This is a genomic window from Eisenbergiella massiliensis, assembly GCF_003435485.1.
Window position 1 is genome coordinate 109115 of the sequence record NZ_QVLV01000001.1, and the last position, 21071, is coordinate 130185.

19 protein-coding genes are annotated in these 21071 nt (G+C 42.6%); 16 read left to right on the forward strand and 3 right to left on the reverse strand.

All coding sequences use genetic code 11. The features are described 5' to 3' along the window. The first annotated feature begins 53 nt into the window (after positions 1–53). The 10 genes from DXC51_RS00435 to DXC51_RS00475 all read left to right on the forward strand — a co-directional run bounded on the left by DXC51_RS00435 (position 54) and on the right by DXC51_RS00475 (position 10563). Positions 54–2219, forward strand: coding sequence for a hypothetical protein (locus tag DXC51_RS00435; RefSeq protein WP_146045252.1), 2166 nt, complete (start codon positions 54–56; stop codon positions 2217–2219). Positions 2220–2746: 527 nt separating this feature from the next. After that, on the forward strand, positions 2747–3550 hold the full coding sequence (locus DXC51_RS00440) for an ABC transporter permease (protein WP_117543254.1): 804 nt from the start codon (positions 2747–2749) through the stop codon (positions 3548–3550). A gap of 5 nt (positions 3551–3555) precedes the next feature. Beyond that, positions 3556–4332, forward strand: coding sequence for an ABC transporter permease (locus DXC51_RS00445; protein ID WP_025487961.1), 777 nt, complete (start codon positions 3556–3558; stop codon positions 4330–4332). Between the two features lie 305 nt (positions 4333–4637). Next, on the forward strand, positions 4638–4793 hold the full coding sequence (locus DXC51_RS29385; protein ID WP_155858088.1) for a hypothetical protein: 156 nt from the start codon (positions 4638–4640) through the stop codon (positions 4791–4793). Position 4794: 1 nt separating this feature from the next. Then, positions 4795–5691, forward strand: coding sequence for an SPL family radical SAM protein (locus DXC51_RS00450; protein WP_117543256.1), 897 nt, complete (start codon positions 4795–4797; stop codon positions 5689–5691). A gap of 73 nt (positions 5692–5764) precedes the next feature. Then, entirely contained in the window at positions 5765–6637 is an 873-nt protein-coding gene (locus DXC51_RS00455; RefSeq protein ID WP_117543584.1) for a serine hydrolase domain-containing protein, read from the forward strand. Positions 6638–6668: 31 nt separating this feature from the next. Beyond that, complete coding sequence (locus tag DXC51_RS00460; RefSeq protein ID WP_117543258.1) at positions 6669–7037, forward strand: arsenate reductase family protein; 369 nt, start codon at positions 6669–6671, stop codon at positions 7035–7037. Further along, entirely contained in the window at positions 7024–7764 is a 741-nt protein-coding gene (locus DXC51_RS00465; RefSeq protein ID WP_117543260.1) for a class I SAM-dependent methyltransferase, read from the forward strand. Before DXC51_RS00460 ends, DXC51_RS00465 begins: the two co-directional genes overlap by 14 nt. 244 nt (positions 7765–8008) lie before the next feature. Next, positions 8009–8923, forward strand: coding sequence for a helix-turn-helix transcriptional regulator (locus DXC51_RS00470; protein ID WP_117543262.1), 915 nt, complete (start codon positions 8009–8011; stop codon positions 8921–8923). Positions 8924–9039: 116 nt separating this feature from the next. Beyond that, positions 9040–10563, forward strand: coding sequence for a glycoside hydrolase family 32 protein (locus DXC51_RS00475; protein ID WP_117543264.1), 1524 nt, complete (start codon positions 9040–9042; stop codon positions 10561–10563). Positions 10564–10667: 104 nt separating this feature from the next. On the opposite strand, the gene DXC51_RS00480 is transcribed toward DXC51_RS00475, so the two are convergent. Further along, complete coding sequence (locus DXC51_RS00480; protein WP_117543266.1) at positions 10668–11864, reverse strand: hypothetical protein; 1197 nt, start codon at positions 11862–11864, stop codon at positions 10668–10670. 67 nt (positions 11865–11931) lie between these two features. Then, on the reverse strand, positions 11932–12387 hold the full coding sequence (locus DXC51_RS00485) for an RNA polymerase sigma factor (RefSeq protein ID WP_102287227.1): 456 nt from the start codon (positions 12385–12387) through the stop codon (positions 11932–11934). Positions 12388–12970: 583 nt separating this feature from the next. On the opposite strand from DXC51_RS00485, the gene DXC51_RS00490 reads away from it, so the two are divergent. From DXC51_RS00490 to DXC51_RS00515, 6 genes are all read left to right on the forward strand, one after another. Next, positions 12971–13933 carry an ABC transporter permease gene (locus DXC51_RS00490; protein WP_102287229.1) on the forward strand — a complete coding sequence of 321 codons (963 nt, stop codon included), beginning with the start codon at positions 12971–12973 and terminating at the stop codon, positions 13931–13933. 16 nt (positions 13934–13949) lie between these two features. Further along, positions 13950–14852: a carbohydrate ABC transporter permease gene (locus DXC51_RS00495; RefSeq protein ID WP_102287230.1), complete on the forward strand. Its 903-nt coding sequence runs from the start codon at positions 13950–13952 to the stop codon at positions 14850–14852. A gap of 145 nt (positions 14853–14997) precedes the next feature. Then, complete coding sequence (locus DXC51_RS00500) at positions 14998–16617, forward strand: extracellular solute-binding protein (protein ID WP_117543268.1); 1620 nt, start codon at positions 14998–15000, stop codon at positions 16615–16617. A gap of 232 nt (positions 16618–16849) precedes the next feature. Next, complete coding sequence (locus tag DXC51_RS00505) at positions 16850–18415, forward strand: sensor histidine kinase (protein ID WP_181969994.1); 1566 nt, start codon at positions 16850–16852, stop codon at positions 18413–18415. 49 nt (positions 18416–18464) lie between these two features. Next, on the forward strand, positions 18465–19442 hold the full coding sequence (locus DXC51_RS00510) for a response regulator transcription factor (protein WP_180998070.1): 978 nt from the start codon (positions 18465–18467) through the stop codon (positions 19440–19442). 1 nt (position 19443) lies between these two features. Next, positions 19444–20787: an alpha-L-fucosidase gene (locus DXC51_RS00515; protein ID WP_117543272.1), complete on the forward strand. Its 1344-nt coding sequence runs from the start codon at positions 19444–19446 to the stop codon at positions 20785–20787. A 57-nt stretch (positions 20788–20844) separates the two neighbouring features. On the opposite strand, the gene DXC51_RS29235 is transcribed toward DXC51_RS00515, so the two are convergent. Next, the coding region (locus tag DXC51_RS29235) for a DUF6019 family protein (protein WP_207660846.1) at positions 20845–21071 on the reverse strand (227 nt) is incomplete at its 5' end.

Below are 21071 nucleotides of genomic sequence, written 5' to 3' on the forward strand. Positions count from 1 at the left end.
ATAAGGCTGAATATATTAAACGGCTGGGGGAGTCGGGGCTGAAGGTTTTCTTTTTGATGACAAATACGGACTGGCTGAGGCCGGGGCGGGATTTTGTGGATGAATCCGGAATAAAGCAGCATGAGGACAGCGGGATGGAGGCGTTTGTGAAGAACGCCCGGACACTTCTGGCTGAAGTACCGGATGCTTATATTATTGTGAGAATCGGGCTGCATCCTCCGGTTGACTGGATGGAGGAGAATAAGGATGAGCTGATTACTTATCAGGATGGAAGCCATGAGCCTGCAATCCTGGCTTCTGAGGTGCATCGGGATGAGATTCCGGGAATGTATTCGTTTGCTTCCGAAAAGTGGAGGGAGGCGGCGGGAAAAGCGCTGAAGGAATTCTGTGATGAGGTGGATTCTCTTCCGTTTGCGGACAGGGTAATCGGATATTTTCTGGCGGCGGGGGGAACCTCGGAGTGGTATCCGGTAAATGTACTTTGTGACAGAACGAAAAATAAGTATGGAGATTTCTCTCCTGCATTTGTGAAGTTTTATGGAGAGTTTCTGAAAAAAAGATATGGGTCGGAGGAAAAGCTGAAAAAGGCCTGGAAGAGGGAGGATGCTTCCTTTGATAAGCCGGTGATTCCCAATGTGCAGGAGCAGTATTTTATTTTTATGGAAGAGGGCATCATGGATGCCATGAAGTATTATGAGAGCGCGGATCGTATTATTGGCAAGAATATAGATATGGATGCGGAGAAGGCTGCCAATCTTGGGGTGTTCCTGAATATGGAGGATTACAGGTATGTGGCTGACTTTTATGACGCTTTCCATGAGGTTACGGCAGATGCAATTATTTATTTTGCCAGGCTTTTGAAGGAGCGTTATGCAGGGAAAATCGTAGGGGCGTTTTATGGTTCTTATGGTTGCACGGATTTCTTTAACAGCAGTACGGCCACTTCCACGCTTCCGATACTCGACTGCGGATATGTGGATTTTCTGGCGGCGCCGGGGGTTTATAACAACCGGGAGCCGGGCGGCTGTGTGGCGCAGCGTGAGATGCAGGATTCCTTCAGGCTCCGCGGGCAGATGTTTGTGGCGGAGGAGGACAGCAGGACGCATCTGGAGGACAGTTTTTACCGGGATGCGATGGGGCTGTATGATGTGAGGGACAGTATTGTAACTTTGAAGAGGGATTTTGCACGGGTGCTGTGCGAGGATATTTATGCCTGGTGGTTTGATCAGCATGCGGAAGGCGGGCGTTATCAGCATGAGGAGATTTATAAGCTGTTTCGCAGGCAGGAGGAAATCGCGCGTTTTGCCTATGGGCTGGACAGAAATAAAGAAAATGAAATTGCCCTGATTTATGATCAGGAGAGCTGCCATACGGTTTCCATGTATACGAATACGCTGATGCTGGATTATTACAGAACCTCCGATTTGGCGAGGATCGGCGCCCCGGTGGATTATTATTTCCATAATGACTGTATCAGGGACGATATGCCGGATTATAAGCTTTATGTGATGATGAATGTTTTCCGGCTGACGGATAAGGAGAGAGAAGCGATTATCCAAAAGGCCAGGAAAAATCATGCGGTGGTGCTGTGGCTGTATGCGCCGGGCTTCATTAACCCGGATGCAGAAGCTGTGATGTGCAATGAAAATATAGAGCAGCTGACCGGGTTTAAGACGGGGCGGATTGATCATACATGTTCGCCCAGGTTTAAGATAAGCAGGCTGGATCATCCGGCGGTGCGGTACGCGGTGGAGGATCGCAGGTATGGCTATATTGACAGGGATGTGCATTCCAATGTATGGCTGGAAAATGTAATTCTGCCTGCCTATATGAATCCTGGTTTTTATATTGATGATCCGGAGGCGGAGATTCTGGGCACTTATTGCGAGCTGGGACTTCCTGCTTATGGGCTGAAGGAGATGGACGGCTGGACGAGTGTGTACTGCGCGCCCCAGATTCTGCGGTCTGAGCTGCTGGCTTCCCTGGCGGAGTATGCCGGATGCCATCTTTACAATAAGGATGATGATGTGCTTTATGCCAATAAGAATTTTGTGATGGTCCATGCTTCTTATAAGGGAAAGCATACGGTTTATTTTAAAAAGGAATGCAGCCCCTTTGAGGTGTATGAGAAAAGGTATTACGGGCATAATGTGACGAAGCTGGAGGTTGAGATGCGTATGGGGGATACGCTGATGTTTTCCCTGAATGGGGAGTGCTGAGAGTTTTCCCTGAATGGGGAAAGCTGAGAGTTTTGGCAAAGGTTTAGCTGATGGGAAACGTGCGCTGGCTGGCGTATGTATGGTATGAGGCCCTGTACTGTTTGGATTGACGGTATGGGGCTTCTTATTTTTGTTGGGGGCGGGATGGTTGGAATAATGAGCGACTTTGAACTGTTATCGCTGGTGTTAATGATTCTTGCAATCATTATTCCGCTATTGATAGCTTACATAGAAGCAAAGAAATAACCGCCGTGTCCCTAACAAAGATTGGAGGTTATTTCTAGTCAAATTCAATGAATGGGACAACTGTCTATAGGTAGCACCTTCTATATCATTATGGTAGCACTATTCACATTGATTTGCAATATATCATAAAAAATGATTCAATATTTAAAATAATTTAATTTTTTATTTTCTGCCTTTATCTACTATTAATCACTTGAAAAATATCACCGCAACGCGTATGATAAAGATCCCCCGAAATAAAGTAAACCTTCTAAATCATCCCCGTCAAAAGGAGTACCATCATGAAAAAATACATTTCGGTGTTCCGCATCCGTTTTATCAACAGCCTACAGTACCGGGCCGCTGCGTTTGGAGAAATCCTGAAAAGCTTCGCATGGGCATTTATGGAAATCCTGGCATATACCGCCCTTTACCGCACTGCGGGAAATGCCTTCCCAATGGAGTTTTCGCAGACCGTATCCTATGTTTGGATGCAGCAGATATTATTTCTCATGTATTCAGTGGTGTTTGGTGATGAGGAAATTTATACGGCTATCGGTAGCGGTTCCATAGCCTATGAGCTTGTGCGCCCCATGGGGCTGTACGGCCGCTGGTTTTCCCAGTCCGCGGCGAACCGGGTGGCGTTTATGTCTGTGAACAGCCTGCCGGTATTGTTTATTGCGGCGCTTCTTCCGAAGCCATACAGGATGGTTTTGCCGCAGAATCTGATGCAGCTCCTTCTTTTCCTCATATCCGCGGTTCTTGCCCTGGGTGTTGTGGTAGCCTTTGCCATGCTGATGTATGTTTCGCTTTTTTACATAGTATCGCAGAGAGGGATAAAAATCATAGTGACGGCGATCACCACATTTTTGTCTGGCGGCGTGATACCGCTCCCATTTTTTCCGGATCAGGTACTGACTGTGGTGAAGGTACTTCCCTTTGCGGCGATGCAGAATATGCCGCTGCAGATATTCTGCGGAAAGCTGACCGGTATGGATGCCATGCAGGGTGTCTTTTTCCAGCTATTCTGGCTGGCAGCCCTGGTTTTAACCGGACAGCTTTTTATGAGGGCGTCTCTTAAAAAAGTCGTGGTACAGGGAGGGTGAGAAGAATGAAGCTTTATATGAATTTGGTGGCCATGAATCTGAAAAGCCAGATGCAGTACCGGGTTTCCTTTCTGCTGACAACGTTGGGGCAGTTTATTACGGCCTTCACTTCCTTTTTCGGGCTGTATTTTATTTTCTCCAGGGTAAATGCTATTGATGATTTTAACTATAACCAGGTATTCCTGTGCTTTGCCGTAGTAATGATGGCTTTTGCCATTGGAGAAATGTTCGGCGGCGGCCTGGCCGTGTTTCCAAGAATTATGGGAAACGGTGAATTTGACCGCGCCCTCGTCCGCCCGAGAAACATTATCCTGCAGATACTGGTTCCAAATATGGATTTCACACGTCTCGGCCTGCTGATCCAGGCTGTAATTGTGCTGTGCTACGCGGTTCCGGGAAGCGGTATCCTTTGGGACTGGAAAAAAATCGTAACCCTCTTTCTCATGATACTCTGCGGAAGCATATTATTTTTCAGCCTTTTTCTTCTGAAGGCCACATTTACTTTTTTTACAATTCAGAATCTCAATTTTATGAATATATTCACCTATGGGGCGCGTGAGTTTGGAAAATATCCCTTTTCCGTCTATGGCAGCGGTATTCTCAAGGTTCTGACCTTTGTGATTCCTCTGGCGCTTTTTCAGTATTATCCGCTTCTTTACCTGATGGACAGGAAGCAGAGTCCGGTTTATATGTTAATGCCCGTAATATCCCTTCTTTTTCTTCTTCCCTGTTATATTTTCTTCCGGATTGGCCTGAAACATTATAAATCCACAGGTTCATAATTTGGCAACAGTTCAGGCAGGTTTGCGCATTCACTGCGCAAACCGTGAGAAAACGTGGTGGCAGCAGGCATCCGCCCCTCGCCGAAGGCGACTTATCATGGACGGATACAGTAACAGTTTGGCCGAAGGCTGAACTGTTACATAATTTGTATGGAAATTGTAAAAAAGAATAGACAAATTCGGAAAAAGAGAATATAAAGAATATATTGAGGAGAAGTACTGAAATTTGCCGTTCAGGCAGAGGCCGGATCATTGAAGAAGGCTGTCAGTTACACTGGTTGTTCTGTTTATGAGGAGATTTATCTATGGAAAAGAAAAAGGCACTGCTTTTCGGCAGTGTATTAGTGTTGTGCGCGGCTTTCATGGCCGCGGGTTTTATGACGGCGGAAGACACAGGATTCTTTGGCGGAATGCTGGAGGATGCCGTAGGCTTCTGCATGCAGTACATGGGAGTGGCTTAATTTGGAATACGTACCCGCGAAAACAATCGTGACCAGGACGAAGTCCACGGCATGGTTTGGTATTGATTACAATATGAATATTTACAGGGGATGCTGCCATGGGTGTATTTACTGTGACAGCCGCTCGGCCTGCTATCAGATTGATCATTTTGACACGGTAAGGGCCAAGGAGGATGCGCTGCGGATCATACGGGATGATCTGAGGCGGAAGGTGAAGAACGGTGTGGTAGGCACGGGGGCTATGAGTGATCCCTACAATCCTTTTGAAAAAAAGGAAGAGCTGACGAGACATGCGCTCCAGTTGGTGGATGCATTTGGGTTTGGAGCGGCGATTGCAACAAAAAGCGATTTGATTTTGAGGGATATTGATATCCTCTCAGATATCAAAGAGCATTCCCCGGTTTTATGCAAGATTACAATTACTGCTGCAGAGGATGGGCTTGCCTCCAAATTGGAACCGGGGGTATGCCCCTCCTCCGCCCGTTTTGAAGCGGTAAAAAGGCTGAGCGAGGCGGGGATTTTCACGGGAATTCTCCTGATGCCTGTCCTTCCATTTCTGGAGGATAATGAGGAAAATGTGGTTTCCATTGTACGAAAGGCCCATGAGGCCGGGGCAAAATTCATTTACCCGGCGTTTGGCATGACAATGAGGGAGCGGCAGCGGGAATGGTATTATGCTAAGCTGAAGGAGATTTTTCCGGAAGAAGATTATGTATCCCGGTATCAGAAAAGGTATGGGATCCGCTATAAATGTACCAGTCCCAGAGCCGCCGCGCTTTGGGAGGTATTTACCCAGGAATGTAGGAAATTCGGGATTCTTTATGAGATGAAGCACATTGTCAGGGCTTATAAGCGGGGCTATGAATGTACGCAGCTGAGCCTGTTTGATAATATATAATTTGATAAAAAGGGCAAAAGCCGGAAGCGGCGGAAAAACCAAATTCTGCCCTGAAAAACAAGGGGATATGAAAATGGATATCAGGGAAATTGAGTACAAAGCGGAAGAGATGAGGATCGTAAATCTGGCTGTCATGAAGGACGGACAGGTAATTCTGAAAAGGGACTGGGACGTGGAGATGCGAAGAAACCAGTATTCCGCCAGCAAGAGCTTTACCAGCGCAGCGGTGGGAATTGCGGAGCGGGAAGGGCTGCTTGGCCTGGAGGAAAAGCTCTGTGATGTGTTCCGGGAGGAAGTCCCTGAAAATCCTTCAGAAAATCTGCAGAAGGCCACGGTGCGGGATTTGCTTACCATGTGCCTCGGACAGGATGGCGCTTATCTCATGGGGGAACAGCGTCCGTTTATGGAGGAAAAGGACTGGGTGTGCTACAGTCTGTCACGGCCTTTTACACAGGAGCCGGGGACCTGTTTCCTGTATAATAATGTGGGGCCTTATCTGGCCGGTATCCTGGTGCAGAGAAGAGCGGGCTGCGATTTGATAAATTATCTGATGCCCAGGCTGTTTGAGCCCATGGGAATCAGAAGGCCGACCTGGGAAACGGATCCTTTTGGATATAGCTTCGGCGCGGGCGGTTTGTTCTTATGTGTGACGGAGCTGATGAAGTTTGGCCAGCTTTGCCTGCAGGAAGGGGAATGGGACGGAAAGCAGCTGATTCCCAGGGCATATATGAAGGAAGCCGTGAGAAAACAGGTGGAAAACGGGGAAGATGGTTATGGCTATCTTTTCTGGAGAGGCCCTTATGATTCCTACCGTGCGGACGGTAAGTATGGCCAGTTCGCCATTGAGCTTCCTGAAAAAAATGCAGTGATTGCAATCAATGCGGAATCCCGTGATGCAATAAGTATGATGAACTGCTGTATGGATGTGATTGTCCCGCAGCTGTAAAAACAAAATAGGTAAAAAGGAGTGTAAAGCCATGTTATTTATAGAATATCCCAAGTGTTCCACCTGCCAGAAAGCAAAAAAATGGCTGGATGAAAGAAAAATAAGCTATGAGGACAGGCATATAGCCCAGAATAATCCTACGGAGGAAGAACTGAAGGAATGGTATAAAAGAAGCGGGCTGCCGTTGAAAAAGTTTTTTAACACAAGCGGCCTGAAATATAAGGAGCTGGGGCTGAAGGACAAGCTGCCGGAAATGAGTGAGGAGGATCAGCTGAAGCTTCTTGCTACGGATGGCATGCTGGTAAAGCGCCCTCTCATTGTGGCGGAGGATTTTATACTGACAGGCTTTAAGGAAAAAGAATGGGAAGAGAAGATGGGGGATAATCTTGAAAGAAAATAAATATGATGAGAATGTTTTTTTTGATAAATACAGTCAGATGGAGCGGTCGAAGAAAGGGCTGGAGGGAGCAGGCGAATGGAAAACCCTGAAGGAAATGCTTCCGGATTTTACAGGGAAGAAAGTTCTTGATCTTGGCTGCGGCTATGGCTGGCATTGCGAATATGCGGCGGATCATGGCGCTGTGCAGGTGGTGGGTGTGGATATTTCAGAGAAGATGCTGAAGGAGGCAGAAAACCGCCACAGCAGAGAAAATATAACGTATCTGTGCTGCCCTGTTGAAGATGCGCAGTTTGAGGAAGGCGAATTTGACATTGTGTTAAGTTCCCTTGCACTTCATTACATCAGGGATTATGATCAGATTGTGGATAAGATCCGAAAATTTTTACGTCCCGGTGGATATTTTATTTTTTCTGCGGAGCATCCTGTTTTTACCGCGGAGGGAAGCCAGGACTGGTATTATGATGAAAATGGAAAACCTCTTCATTTTCCGGTGGATAATTACTATTATGAGGGAAAAAGAAATGCTGTTTTCCTGGGGGAGCCTGTAATCAAGTATCACAGGACACTGACAACATATATTTCCACTTTGATAAAAAAAGGCTTTGCTATTGTGGATGTCCAGGAGCCGCAGCCGCCGGAGGAAATGCTGGATACGGTTCCGGGGATGCGTGACGAAATGCGCCGGCCGATGATGCTGATCGTATCGGCACGGAAAGAAAATGAATGAGTACCGGCAAAAGGGCGGTGTGCAGGGCAGGGTATCTGAAAAGAGACCCTGTCCTATTTTTTAGACAAAGACATGAAAATGCCGGATTTACAGGGATGCAACCTGTGGGTGACAAATTGCAATATGCTGATTTCTTGTAAATACAGGCCTTCTGTGAAAAAATAAGCTTATAAAAAAGGTAACAGCCCAGTTATCTGAACTGTTGCAAAAGAAGACCGTAAGCAGACGGCGGATAGGAGTGTTTATGAAAAAATTTTGTGATAAGCTGATTGTGCTGCGCAGGGAAAAGGGATTGTCCCAGGAACAGCTGGCAGAATACCTGGAGGTCTCAAGGCAGTCCGTCAGTAAATGGGAAGCGGATAAAACCATGCCGGAAATCAGCAAGCTGATTGCAATTTCCGAACTGTTCCAGGTGTCCCTGGATTATCTGTTGATCGATGACTGTGAAAACCGGAACGGAAGATTTCCAGGAATGGAAGACGTACCGGACTACGGTGCGGGGAAGGGCCTGGGAGGCAGTGATATCAAGAGGCAGCAGGATAGCGGACAGTGGGAAATGGATGCCGGATGGCCGGAGACTTCATCGCGGGAAACTGAGGAAATGAAGAAATCCCTGAATGAAATAAAAGAATTTATCGGCTGCAGGGAGGGCTTTGAATATAAAAGCAAGGCTTCTGTTTTTGGCCTTCCTCTGGTTCATGTGAAATTCGGAGGCGGAAACGGGAAGGTCAGGCTCAGGGATGCGGCATGGGGAATCATTGCAGTGGGGAATCTGGCATTTGGAGTGGTGAGCGTGGGGATTTTTTCAGCTGGCGTACTCAGTTTTGGTGTACTGTCTCTGGGATTGCTTTTTTCCCTGGGGGTTATTTCCCTGGGAGCGATGGCAGTCGGAGTGGTTGCGATGGGAATTGTGACAGGCGGTATTTCCAGTGTGGGGATTTATGCCACCGGAGTTGCGGCGGCGGGTAAGGAGGTTGCCACCGGAGTGTCGGTAAGCGGAAAGACGGCGGCCGGCATGCAGGGCGCCAGGATAAGTGGATGGAATATGACCGTGACGGACAGTCTCACATCAAAGGAAGCCATGAAGGATTTTATTCTAACCTACAATCCGGGGCTTCCCGGATGGCTCGTAAATTTTCTTACCCTGATCTATAAATAGCAAAAACGGAAAAGGCCGGAAAACATGGAATAGGAAAGCCGGATATGCTATACTTTTCATAACACATGGCAGATATGTAAATGGGGTGTCCTGATTGCAGGTAAAGGAGGAAGGTTATGAAAAGGTATATTGAGATTAACAGAAAATATCTTCTGATTCCGGTATGTGCGGAAAAGGAAGTGAAGACAGTATCGGTGCTTTGCAGGAATGAAAAGATTTTTGAGTTTGCAGTTCCCATGCATGACAAGGAGTCGGGTTTTTACAGCTTCCACTATTTTGCGCCGGTAAATGTGGAAAAATATCAGGGAAAAACCTTTTTGATAGAAGGGGAAATACCCAGAAGTTTTCTGGATGCCGTGTCCCTGTGCGACAGCATTCCGGAAAATACGCAGCCCCATCCTCTCATCCATTTTGCGCCGGATACAGGGTGGATGAATGATCCCAACGGGCTGATTTACCAGGATGGGATATACCATCTGTATTTTCAGCAGAATCCCTTTGATACCAGATGGGAAAACATGTGCTGGGGGCATGCGGTGAGCCGTGATCTGCTTCACTGGGAACAGAAGGAAACCGCTTTGTATCCCGACAGCGATGGCGTGGTGTATTCGGGAAGCGGAATCGTGAACGAACATGGCATGCTGGGACTTCCCAAGGATGCGCATATTTTCTTCTATACCTGTGCGGGAAACAAATCCAAATGGAGCCTTGGCAAAACCTTTAACCAGAGGATTGCATACAGTACGGACGGCGGCAAAAGCATTGCAAAGCTGGAAGGAAGCGTGGTAAAGCATATTTCAGAGGAGAACAGGGATCCCAAGGTTTACTGGCATGAGGAGAGCAGGGCCTTTTATATGGTTTTATACCTGAAAGCGAATGATTTCATGATTCTGCGATCTAAGGATCTGAAAAACTGGAAGAAAACCCAGGTGCTTACGCTGGATCAGGCAAGTGAATGCCCGGATTTGCGGGAGGTGCCCGTGGAAGGCGGCGGCAGCAAGTGGATGTTCTGGACCGCGGACGGTTTTTATTTCCTGGGTGATTTTGACGGTTACGAATTTAAGCCGGATGGTGTGAGGCACGAAGCGTATCTCACCGGAATTCCCTATGCGGCGCAGACTATCTGGGGGACGGAGGATATTATTACGATTCCCTGGCTGCGGACGAAGAACAAAGGAAAGATGTATACCGGTATGATGGGCCTTCCGAGAAAGCTGACGCTGGCGCAGACACCGGAGGGACTTCGGCTGAGACAGGTGCCCGTGAAGGAATTCCAGAAGGCAAGGGTAAGCGTATCCGCCTCCCAGGGCGAGGGCAAGGTTTTCTATATGGCGCAGAAGCCGGGAGCTGTTGAAATCTGTGTCCATATGCAAAAGCCGGGAGATTTTGTAGCTAATATCTATGGGACTTCGGTCACCTATGTCGCATCCTGCGGGAAAATGAATGTGGGAAAGGAAAGCGTGCAGATAGGGAAGGAGCTGAATGACTTCTCCATCATAGCCGACGGCGAGATAGTGGAGGTTACGGCACAGAACGGGCTTATTTATGCGGTATTTGAATTGGATACCGACAGGAAGGCCGGGAATGTGACGGTGGATATTGCAGGGAAGGCTTATGTGGATATTTACCGGATAGAATAAACATAAAAAGGAGCGACTGCGATCATAACAGCAGAGCTCCTTTTTATGTTTGGGCAACATTTATTTATACCAGCCGTTAGGGATATACTGACAAATAAAGCCGGTTAGAATTTATAAGTGGCGGCATTGATATAGACAGTATCATCATTTTTTTCATCACTGCCCTCTGTTTCCTCCGTATAGTCAGAAATAGAGGCAACATCTGAAGAAATTAATTCTATAATACTTTTTAATTCCGGAGGACATTTTATAAGGGCGCAGTCTTCCAGATAAAGACATTCACGGGCAAGATTTCCGGGGACATCTTTGTCAATTTCCACGGTTGCGCAGTCCATGACATGAAGACCTTCAGGAGTCTGTTCAAGAAGCTGTTTATCTATGTGGAGATTGCTTTTGTCTGAAATAAGGGTTCCTTTTGTTAAAGAAATTTTACCATATTCTACGGGGAACTTTAGGAATTCTTTGCTGTATTTTTCCGGAAGATAGACTGTTCCGGTGACCTTCAGTGCTTCCAGGGAAGGGAGAACTTCCATGTTTTTGTCTGTAATATACAGATCTCCGGTTCTGATGAGCTTTTTACCAAGCTGTGCCAGTGTAAATTCGTTCAGTTCCATATTATCCGGCAGCAGGCTGAAGCCGTCGGGAATAACAGAAATATCAGTATTTTCATCAAATAAGGAAAGAGCCTGCTCAAAGAAGCTTTCCATAACCAGGGCTTTTTCACACAGCAAAGTCACATTTTTGTGTATAAGAGTGGAAAGGTCAAGCGATGGATCAGTAATGCTTACTTTGCCGGTTATAAAATAAGGAGTATTTTGTACTGCACGGATTATGAAATACTTATCAACTGTAAGATCTTTCAGGATACATACGGCGTTATCGGGATAACATTTCTGATGTCCGTTTACATGGATACGGGATACCTGGCCAGCAAGACTTTTTGGGTAAAGAAGGGAGCCATTTACCTTGATTTGTACATAGTTTTCCATAGCTTTTTCTGCCGCAGGGCGAAGCAGCAATGTACCATTTACCATAAGAAGTGTTTTATCAGCGGTAACGTCGGTTCCGTCTATTTCAACAGAGCCGTTTTTTACAATGGTGTTAATTCCTTCCGGAACCTTGAGGGTACTGGCTGTATTGAGCTTTACGGAGTAGCGGGAAATCAGAACGGATGCCCGTTCCGATAACAGAACTGCCGCGGCATTAACGTTAAGCTCCGAATAACTGGAAAGCACTTCTTCCGTGATCTCAGTCATATCACAGAGCGCGGTATTGATTGATAATTTTTTTAACTGTTCCATAACTCTACCTCTCTTTTTTAATCATTTTGTTTTTCTATCATTTCCTTAAGTCCAAAATTTTCCATAATTACTTCAGTTCCGGGTATTTCAGGCGCAGTCTGCGCCGGGCGTTTGAAAGCCTGTATCGGACGGTGGAAGCAGGAATTCCGTACATGGCGGAGAGCTGGGTGGAATCATAGCCTTCAAAGTACCGTTTCAGGAACAGGATCCGTTCCTCATCCGGCAGCTCACTGCAAAGCTGCATGACCTCGATCCGTGATAAATCATCCTCGGTTTCTTCCTTTACTCCCCTTTCAGGACACGCCGCTTCCCGCCTTACCCTGTCGATGAATAAATTGCGCGCTGTTTTATACAGCCAGGCGCGGCACTGGTGTTTATCCAGGTCATTCAGGACATCCGCATGCTCCAGGGCGCGCAGGAATGTCTCCTGAACAATGTCCTCGGCCGAACTTTTATCGCCGGTCATGCCGGCGGCATAATGTACAAGTTCCTGAAAAAACAGTTGATATATCTGCGTTATCATAAATTACTCCTGGCAGGCTGCGAATTATCTGTTTGGTTTTATTGTAACGGATTCGGGATGAAAATAAAATGACAGGTTTATGAGTTTTGCTGGTATTTTCCGTAGCTTTGCCAGTTCAGATGTATGGCGTGCCAAGGATAAAAGATTTGAGAAGAAGGTATGTAAGCTTCTCTTCGACAGCGGTTTTTGTACAGACAGTTCTGCTTTGTGTCTGCAGCTTTCGATTTTAGTTCCGGATGTAAAAAGAAAATATTCATAATATAGTTCAGGGTTCATGGGGATCTCCTTTCCTGTGGGTGTGGCTTTATCAACGCTTTCATATATAGAACGAATGGGAGAGGGGAAGTGTTTGGAAAATTTACAATATAAAATTAAATGATCTGAAAAAATGCAACTTTATTCTGAAGATATAAGATTGACTAAAAATGTTTATTTAAATACAATATTTATATAAAATGCACAAACAAAAACAATAGTAAGATAATTATTATAATAAAATAATACATAATTTGTGCATATAAAAATAAATAAATAACAAATTTGTCAATTTTGTAAATGCTATAAAATTGGGGGATAAATAATTATGTTGTCTGAAGAAAAGAAACTCCTGAAAAGAAAATTTTTAATAAAACTTAAAAGACAAAGAATGTTGCAAATTTTTGCCTGGGCTGGGTTAGTTTACATATTAATTTTTAATTATGCACCCATGGCAGGAATATTGGTAGCTTTTAAGAAGTTTTCAATCAAAGATGGGTTTATGGGTATATTTACAAATGAATGGGTAGGGTTGAAATACTTTATAGAATTTTTTAACGATTATATGTGTTGGCCTGTGATAAAAAATACATTGATAATCAGTCTCCTAAAAATATTGGCTTCGTTTCCTGCACCTATATTATTAGCAATAATGATAACGGAAGTAAAAAACCGTCCTTTTAAAAAATTTGTACAGGCAGTCAGCTATCTTCCTTATTTTATTTCATGGGTAATCGTAGCAGGTATCCTAACTGCCTTTTTTTCCCAGTCAAGAGGACTGGTAAGCGAATTTATAATTAAAACAGGGATTTCAGATAAAGGAGTTTCTTTTCTGACTGATCCGGGATCGTATTATCAATTAGCTGTATGGACTTCCATATGGAAAAGTACTGGATGGTGGTCAATTATTTTTCTGGCAGCAATATCAGGAATTGATCCGGGACTTTATGAAGCCGCTATGGTTGATGGTGCTGGCCGACTTAAGCGTATCTGGCATATAACGCTTCCGGGAATTTTGCCTGCAATAGTTACTGTCCTGATTTTATCTGTAGGAAGTTTTTTGGGTGGGGGAATGATGGGAGGAAACTTTGATCAGACAATGATGCTGGGAAATAAGCTGAATGCTTCTGCGTCAGAAATTATTCAGACCTATGCCTTTAAGACCGGCATGGTAGATTTACGGTTTAACTATGCAACGGCAATAGATTTAATGCAATCAATTATTTCCGTAATACTTATTTTTGCTACAAATGCGGTTAGCAAAAAAATAACAGAAACAGGGCTATTTTAATTGAGAGGAAAAATGAATGAAAATATGGAAAAAAAGCAGAAGAACAAAAGAAGATTGGGTGTTTGATATTATAAATTATCTTCTTCTTATTCTGATTGCCTTGATAACGCTATATCCTTTTTACTATATATTAATTTTATCTTTGAATGAAGGGAACGATGCAGTATTAGGAGGAATTTTTCTATTACCGAGGATGTTTACTCTGGAGAATTATAAAGAATTTTTTAGTGATTCCAGCTGGCTTAATGCACTTTGGGTTACATTTTTGAGGACTGTCGGCGGAACTGCAATAGGTGTTTTTTTTACATGTATGGTTTCCTATGCCTTTTCACGTACTGATTTATTAGGACAAAAGATATATATTAAAGTCGTAGTATTTGCAATGTATTTTTCCGGTGGCATTATACCATTTTATATATTACTGAAAGGATTGGGATTAATAAATACATTTCAGGTTTATATTGTTCCAGGTGCACTGAATATGTTTTTTGTATTGGTTGGAATATCATTTTTCCAAAGTGTTCCTTCTGAATTAATTGAGTCTTCTTATCTGGATGGGGCGTCTGAGTTTAAAACGTTTCTTAAAATAGTTCTTCCTGTCTCTATGCCTCTTATAGCTACTATGACATTATTTATTGCTGTTAATCATTGGAATAGTTGGATTGATTCAGCTTATTATGTACAAAATAACGATCTCAGAACATTAGCATATAAAATGAGGGAAGTTATAAATCAGTCCATGTCACCTACAACGACTGATTCCACTACACTGCAGTATGCCTCAAATCATTCAAAGACAACAACTACGTCATTGCAAATGGCGGCCATGATTGTATCTGTCGCACCAATTTTATGTGTATATCCTTTTTTGCAGAAATATTTTACACAAGGAATGATGTTAGGTGCCGTAAAGGGCTGACATAAAATTTGTTTTCGCGAAACAAATAAATATGATAGGAAGGAGAAAACGAACAGGATTTAAAGAGATGTAACGATAGAAATTAAATGGTGTTATCAGCCAGCCATATTTATATGGGCGCTATAAAACGCAGAGGGGAGCAATAATGAGAAAAATAAAAAAGAGTATTGGAATTTTATTAGCAATCAGTATGCTGGTATCACTTTGTGCATGCGGCGGTACCTCCGGTACACAAGGAAATGAAACTACGGAACAGCTAAAAGAAAAGACTACAGAAAGTGGCGACAGTTCTTCGGAAGAACAGGTTACTTTGGATTTATTTGTAAATCATACATGGTGGCCACTGCAAAGTTGGAGTGGTTCTGTTCCGGAATATATAACAGATCAGACAGGGGTTAACATTAATGTAACGGTAGCGGCAGATTCGCAGCAGCTTCCGCTTATGATTTCATCAGGAGAACTGCCGGATTTGATTTATACAGATAATACTGGAAATATGATTTCACTTCTGTCCGATCCGGATTTATGCTGGTCATGGGAGGATCTCATGTCAGAATATAATCCCGGTTATACATTTGATGAAGGGAGAGCTAAAATTTACAGAATGGATACAGATGGAAAATTCTATACTATTCGAAACAATTATTCCACACCTGAGGAACTTGAGGAATATGATGCGGCATTAGTAGGAGTAACCGTTCCAACAATAAGAAAATCAATCTATGAGGAACTGGGAAGTCCGGAAATAAAAACGACAGAAGATTTTTATAATCTGTTAATAGAAGTTAAGAATAAATATCCGAATTTAATTCCCTGTGTATTTAATACTAACTGGACCGGAGCAGGTCAGACCTCCTGTCAGTTCCTTACGGATTTTGGTTTGGTTAATGCAGATTTTGCTTACGATGAAGACAAAGATGAGGTATGCTATTATATTTTTCAGGATGGCCGTTTAGATTATTATAAATTCATGAATAGGTTGTACAGAGAAGGACTTATGATAGCAGAGAATTATGCATTTAATAATGAAGATGAATCCTATCAGTATGCTTATAATCTGCAGTGCTTTGCTTATATTAAAGGATCAAATGCCAAAGAACTGAACCAGGAATGTGCGACTCTGGGGACGGATCAGGATTGGATGGATTTGCATGTAGCGCTTAATTATGATACTTCCTGGAAGAATTATGACAGAAACATAGGATGGTCAGGATTATTTATCAGTAAAAACTGTAAGGATCCTGAAGCAGCAGCGACATTATTGGGATATTTATTTTCTGATGAGGGCATGAGAACAGCGTTTTGGGGAATTGAAGGTGAAATGTGGAATTGGTCTGAAGATAATAAATATCCTGTTTTCTGTAAAGAGTATACAGATAATGAATGGCAGGAAAAAAATGGTCTGACGGAGTGGGGGCTTCTTTCCGGTACATGGGCGACGGAACGGCTTGCAAATTATAATCCTGATGATGAATATGTAGATGAGTTGTTGATGCTGAGCAATCAGGCAAAAGAAAAAACGGTATCCTGCCCTGCAGTCGGATTGGTAATTCCTGACGCTGACAGTGATGAACAGACAATTAAATCTAAACTTGATACAATGGTTACTAATGAAGAGATGAAAATTTTTCTTGCAGAATCGGAAGATGCCTGCGAAAAGGCCTATAATGATATGCTTAATCTGGCAAGGGAGCAAGGGGCAGATAATTTGAATGCATGGGCGAATGAAATGTATCAGGCTGCAAAGGCAACAATGGAAAATTAATGTTGTTGTTGAGTATGCCACGGATACAATATAATGATATTCGTATCCGTGGCAACTTAAAAAGGATTGGTAGTAAAATGACATGATGAAAAAACGATTGACAAATAAACTTCTATTAACCTATTTTCTTGTTGTCATTCTACCAATTTGCGTTGTTTATGGTTTCTTCGTGGTTGTTCTACTTACCAGGACTTTTCAGTCCGAAACCGAAAAATACAGATATGAGCTGGATATGGCGGTTAACGATCTGGAAACAGAGTTGAAGAAGCTTGAGAATATTGCGGACTCTATACTTCAGAATGGGTATATAAAAGAGTTTCTTCGATACCAGTATAATACTGACTGGGAACCAATGTATGATTATATGAGTAATGTCCAGCATCAAATCCATTCCTATATCAATTATAACCAGAATATAGATACAATTAAATTCTATAGTGATAATATGCGGTTAAATCCTGGAGGGTATTTTCTGAATTTTGATATGCTTCCCGTAGTAAAAACTAAAATTTATAATGGTTTTTGGATATTGGATGATGAGAATAAGCTGCATTATTTTCTAGGAAAGTTAGATGAAACTTATAAAAATATTGATTATGCGGTTGAGGTTATTACAGAAAGTGAAGTAATAATAAATTTCCAGAAAATCCTAAAACTAAATGATAAAACAGAAGTCTGTCTGATAGATAAAGAAGAGCAGATTCTTTATGGAAAACTTCCTGTAGAGATCAAAAAAGAAGAAATGAATACATATACGGGTTTCGGATTTATACGTAGTGGTAAATATTGTTTTATAAAAGCAGATATTAAAACATTGAATATGATTGTGGTTCTGTATGCAGATTCTGTAGATATGGCATATGAATCATTGCTTTTATTACTTTTTGATGGAGCATTACTTTTTCTAGTACTGTTCATACTTCTTATAGCGTATTTACAGTATTCTCTTAGATTTGCAAAAAGACTTGTTTCATTTACATCTTATATCCGTTCTATGCCAGATGAAGAATATGAGCCATATTCTTCGGATGAAGGAGAGGATGAAATAGGAGAACTTGTTTCCGTATTTAATGCATTAGTTTTAAGAACTAATAATCTTGTAAATATGGTTCAGAAAAAGGAAATTCTTCGCCGGAAAGCAGAGCTTGATGCTTATCAGTCGAAAATAGAACCTCATTTCCTTTATGGCACACTGGAATCCTTAAGAATGCTTGCTCTAAATAAAGATGATATGGAAGTGTCGGATGGCATTCTGGACCTGGCAAAGTTAATGAGATATTCCCTGACATCCAGCCAGATAAGTACATTAAGAAGTGAACTGAATCAGGTAAGAAGGTATTTGAATTTACAGAAAATCAGACTTGCTGACAGGCTAAACTGGGAAATTGTTGTTCAGGATGAAGATTTGTTGAATCAGCAGTGCCCTCAGTTCCTTTTACAGCCAATTGTAGAAAACAGTATAAATCATGGTATAGAAAAGGTGAGGAGAGGAGGAAGCATAGTTATCAGTGTATGGAAGGAGGGAGATATAATAGTAATATCGGTGGCAGACAGCGGTGCAGGAATAGATCAGGAGCAGATGAATATGATTAGGAAATTACTTAAGGAGTCTTCATCGATGAATAATCTTATGCAAAAGGAAAACGAAGATAAAGGATATGCACTGTATAATATCTGTATGCGTATGAAATTATACTATGGGAAGGATTCTACCCTGGAACTAAAGAATAACGATCCGGTTGGTACGGTATGTACTTTGCGCCTTTCTGCCATGATAAATGAAATAATACAGGATTAATAGAAACACTGACTGTACCCGATAAATGATAAATAGGAGCAAAATATCTGTGAAAATTCTCGTTGTTGATGATGAAAAAATTATTTTGCAGGGGATTGCAAAGCTTCTGAAGGCTAATTCTCTGGTCAGTGAAGTATACTGTGCGGAGGATGCATTTATTGCATTGGACTTTTTGAAATGTCACAGGGTTGATGTGGTGGTCACAGATATCCGTATGCCCGAAATGGATGGATTGGAATTTATTAAAGAAGCAAAAAAGCAGAATTTTTGCAATGATTTTATAATTTTATCCGGTTATGCAGAATTTAAATATGCACAGAAGGCGATTTCTTATCAGGTAAGCGAATACATATTGAAGCCGGTGGAACCCGATGAATTAAACCGTGCCATACAAACAGTCTATCACAGAAAAAAATCCTACGATAATACTAAAGTAAATATAGAAACGCTAATGAAGAAAATACGGGAAAAGGCTTCGGATAAAAATGAATTGGAAAAGCTTCAGACAGTAATAATAGAGCTGCCGGAACAGTACCATCCGCAATCACAGAAAGTGAGGATGTTGTTACAGTTAGTTCTGTTTCATATAGAGCAAACGAAGTATATTTACAGTTATGTAATATCTAGCGGCTTTGCTCCGGAAGAAACGGTAGCCAATAACCTGTTCAAGGCATTTTGTAATTTTGGATTAGGAGATGCCCATCCTTCTGCAGCAATTAAAGCTCTTTTGATTACCATGGAGCAATATACAGATCCGGAAATGTGCCTTGACTATGTTGCAAAACAATTGTTTATGAATACAAATTATCTTTCAGGATTAATCAGTAAGTCAATTGGGATATCATTTCATAATTTTGTAAGGCTTCTGAGGGTATCTTATGCACAGGAGCTTCTAAAATCTTCATCTGATTATTCTATTCAGATGATTGGATATAAGAGCGGGTTTGGCAACACAAATATGTTTTTTAGGACATTTAGAGATATTACGAAAATGACACCAAAAAGCTATCAGACAGGGGGAAAATAATATGGCAGATTTACGAGCAAAACCGACAAAAGAAATGTTGGAATGGCATAATTATGAACTAGGAGTATTTTTTCATTACGATATTGAAGTGTTTCAGCCGGACTATTCCTTTGGAAAGGAATTGATACCAGTAAGTCTCTGGAATCCGCAAAAGCTTGATACGGATCAGTGGGTTCGTACTGCAAAGGCAGCAGGGGCGCGATATGCATTATTAACGGCGAAACATGGAACTGGTTTTTGTTTATGGCCTACCAAATTCCACGATTATCATGTAGGTAATGCACCTGTGTCCAGAGATATTGTGGGTGAATTTATGGACTCATGTAGAAAGTATGGGATTAAGCCGGGATTGTATTACAGTCTTAGTTCCGATCATCTGGATAAAATATGTACTGGCAAGGACGGAAAAGTCGATCAAAAAAAGAAAAATGAGATTCTTCTTGGACAGGTTGAGGAGTTAGTGACCGTTTACGGTCCTTTGGCTGAAATATGGTTTGATGGAGGAATTTTAAGGCCGGAAAAGGGAGGGCCGGATATCCCCGGACTTCTGGCAAGAATAGCACCGGATTTAATTTGCTTTGGAGGCTGCCCAGGCATAAAAAATGTACTCCGCTGGAGCGGAAGTGAACAGGGGGTGGCAGTACCGGAATGTTGGTCTGCAGCACACTTTTTAACAGATCCGGAAAGAAATAATGTTACATGTGATTCAGCAGGTGATCCTGCAGATGAGGTATGGGCGCCTGTTGAAGTGGATATGCCGGTGAGGGATGTTATGTACGCGTATATGGGGGGATGGATGTATCATGAAAATGATGCTGATAAAACCTATAGTTCGGAGTATTTGTTCGAACGTTATCTGACAAGCGTGGGCAGAAATGCAAATCTGTTGATTGGGTGTGTTCCGGATAGGGATGGATTAATAAGTGAAGATCAGGTCGAATCCTTTGTAGGATTGGGAAATCTTGTAAACAGCAGGTTGAATGTACATATCGGTATGAGCAGCGAAATGTTGGACAATGAAAAAATGGAGGTATGGTTTGACAATCCGGTTGATGTAAGCTATGTAGAAATTATGGAAGACCAGACGGATGGTCAGAAAATACTGGAGTGGGTACTTGAAACAAGATGGCCTGCATACTGGTGTTCAAAGGATAAAAAGGATCAATGGATTCCAGTAGCACAGGGAAACAGTATCGGACATAAAAGAATAATATCTGTTAACCATTTACGTGGATATGCCTTCAGAGTCAGGATTTTACGTTCTTACGAGGGCGCAGTATTAAAAAGTCTGAGAGTTTTCGGAAATAAGGTTCCAATGGTTTTTCATGAACATATGAATGTATAAAAATACTGAAATATGGTTAAGGGGACTGTCCTGAAAACGTAATTCAGGACAGTTCTTCTAAAAGCTGCCGTCCCCGTCATGCTCCTTATGCCATTCCTCAAGGGCATCCAGCATGCCTTCCTTTACCGCGGCCTTCACAACAAAATATAAAATGCCTCCTATCACGCCAATAACAAGCAGATAAGTTAAAATACCAAATAATCCACCAACAATTGCTATACCAATCCTCCTTGTTTTGCGAAGCAAAATGCGAACCCTTTGGTGAGCAGAGGATTTGCCTCCTT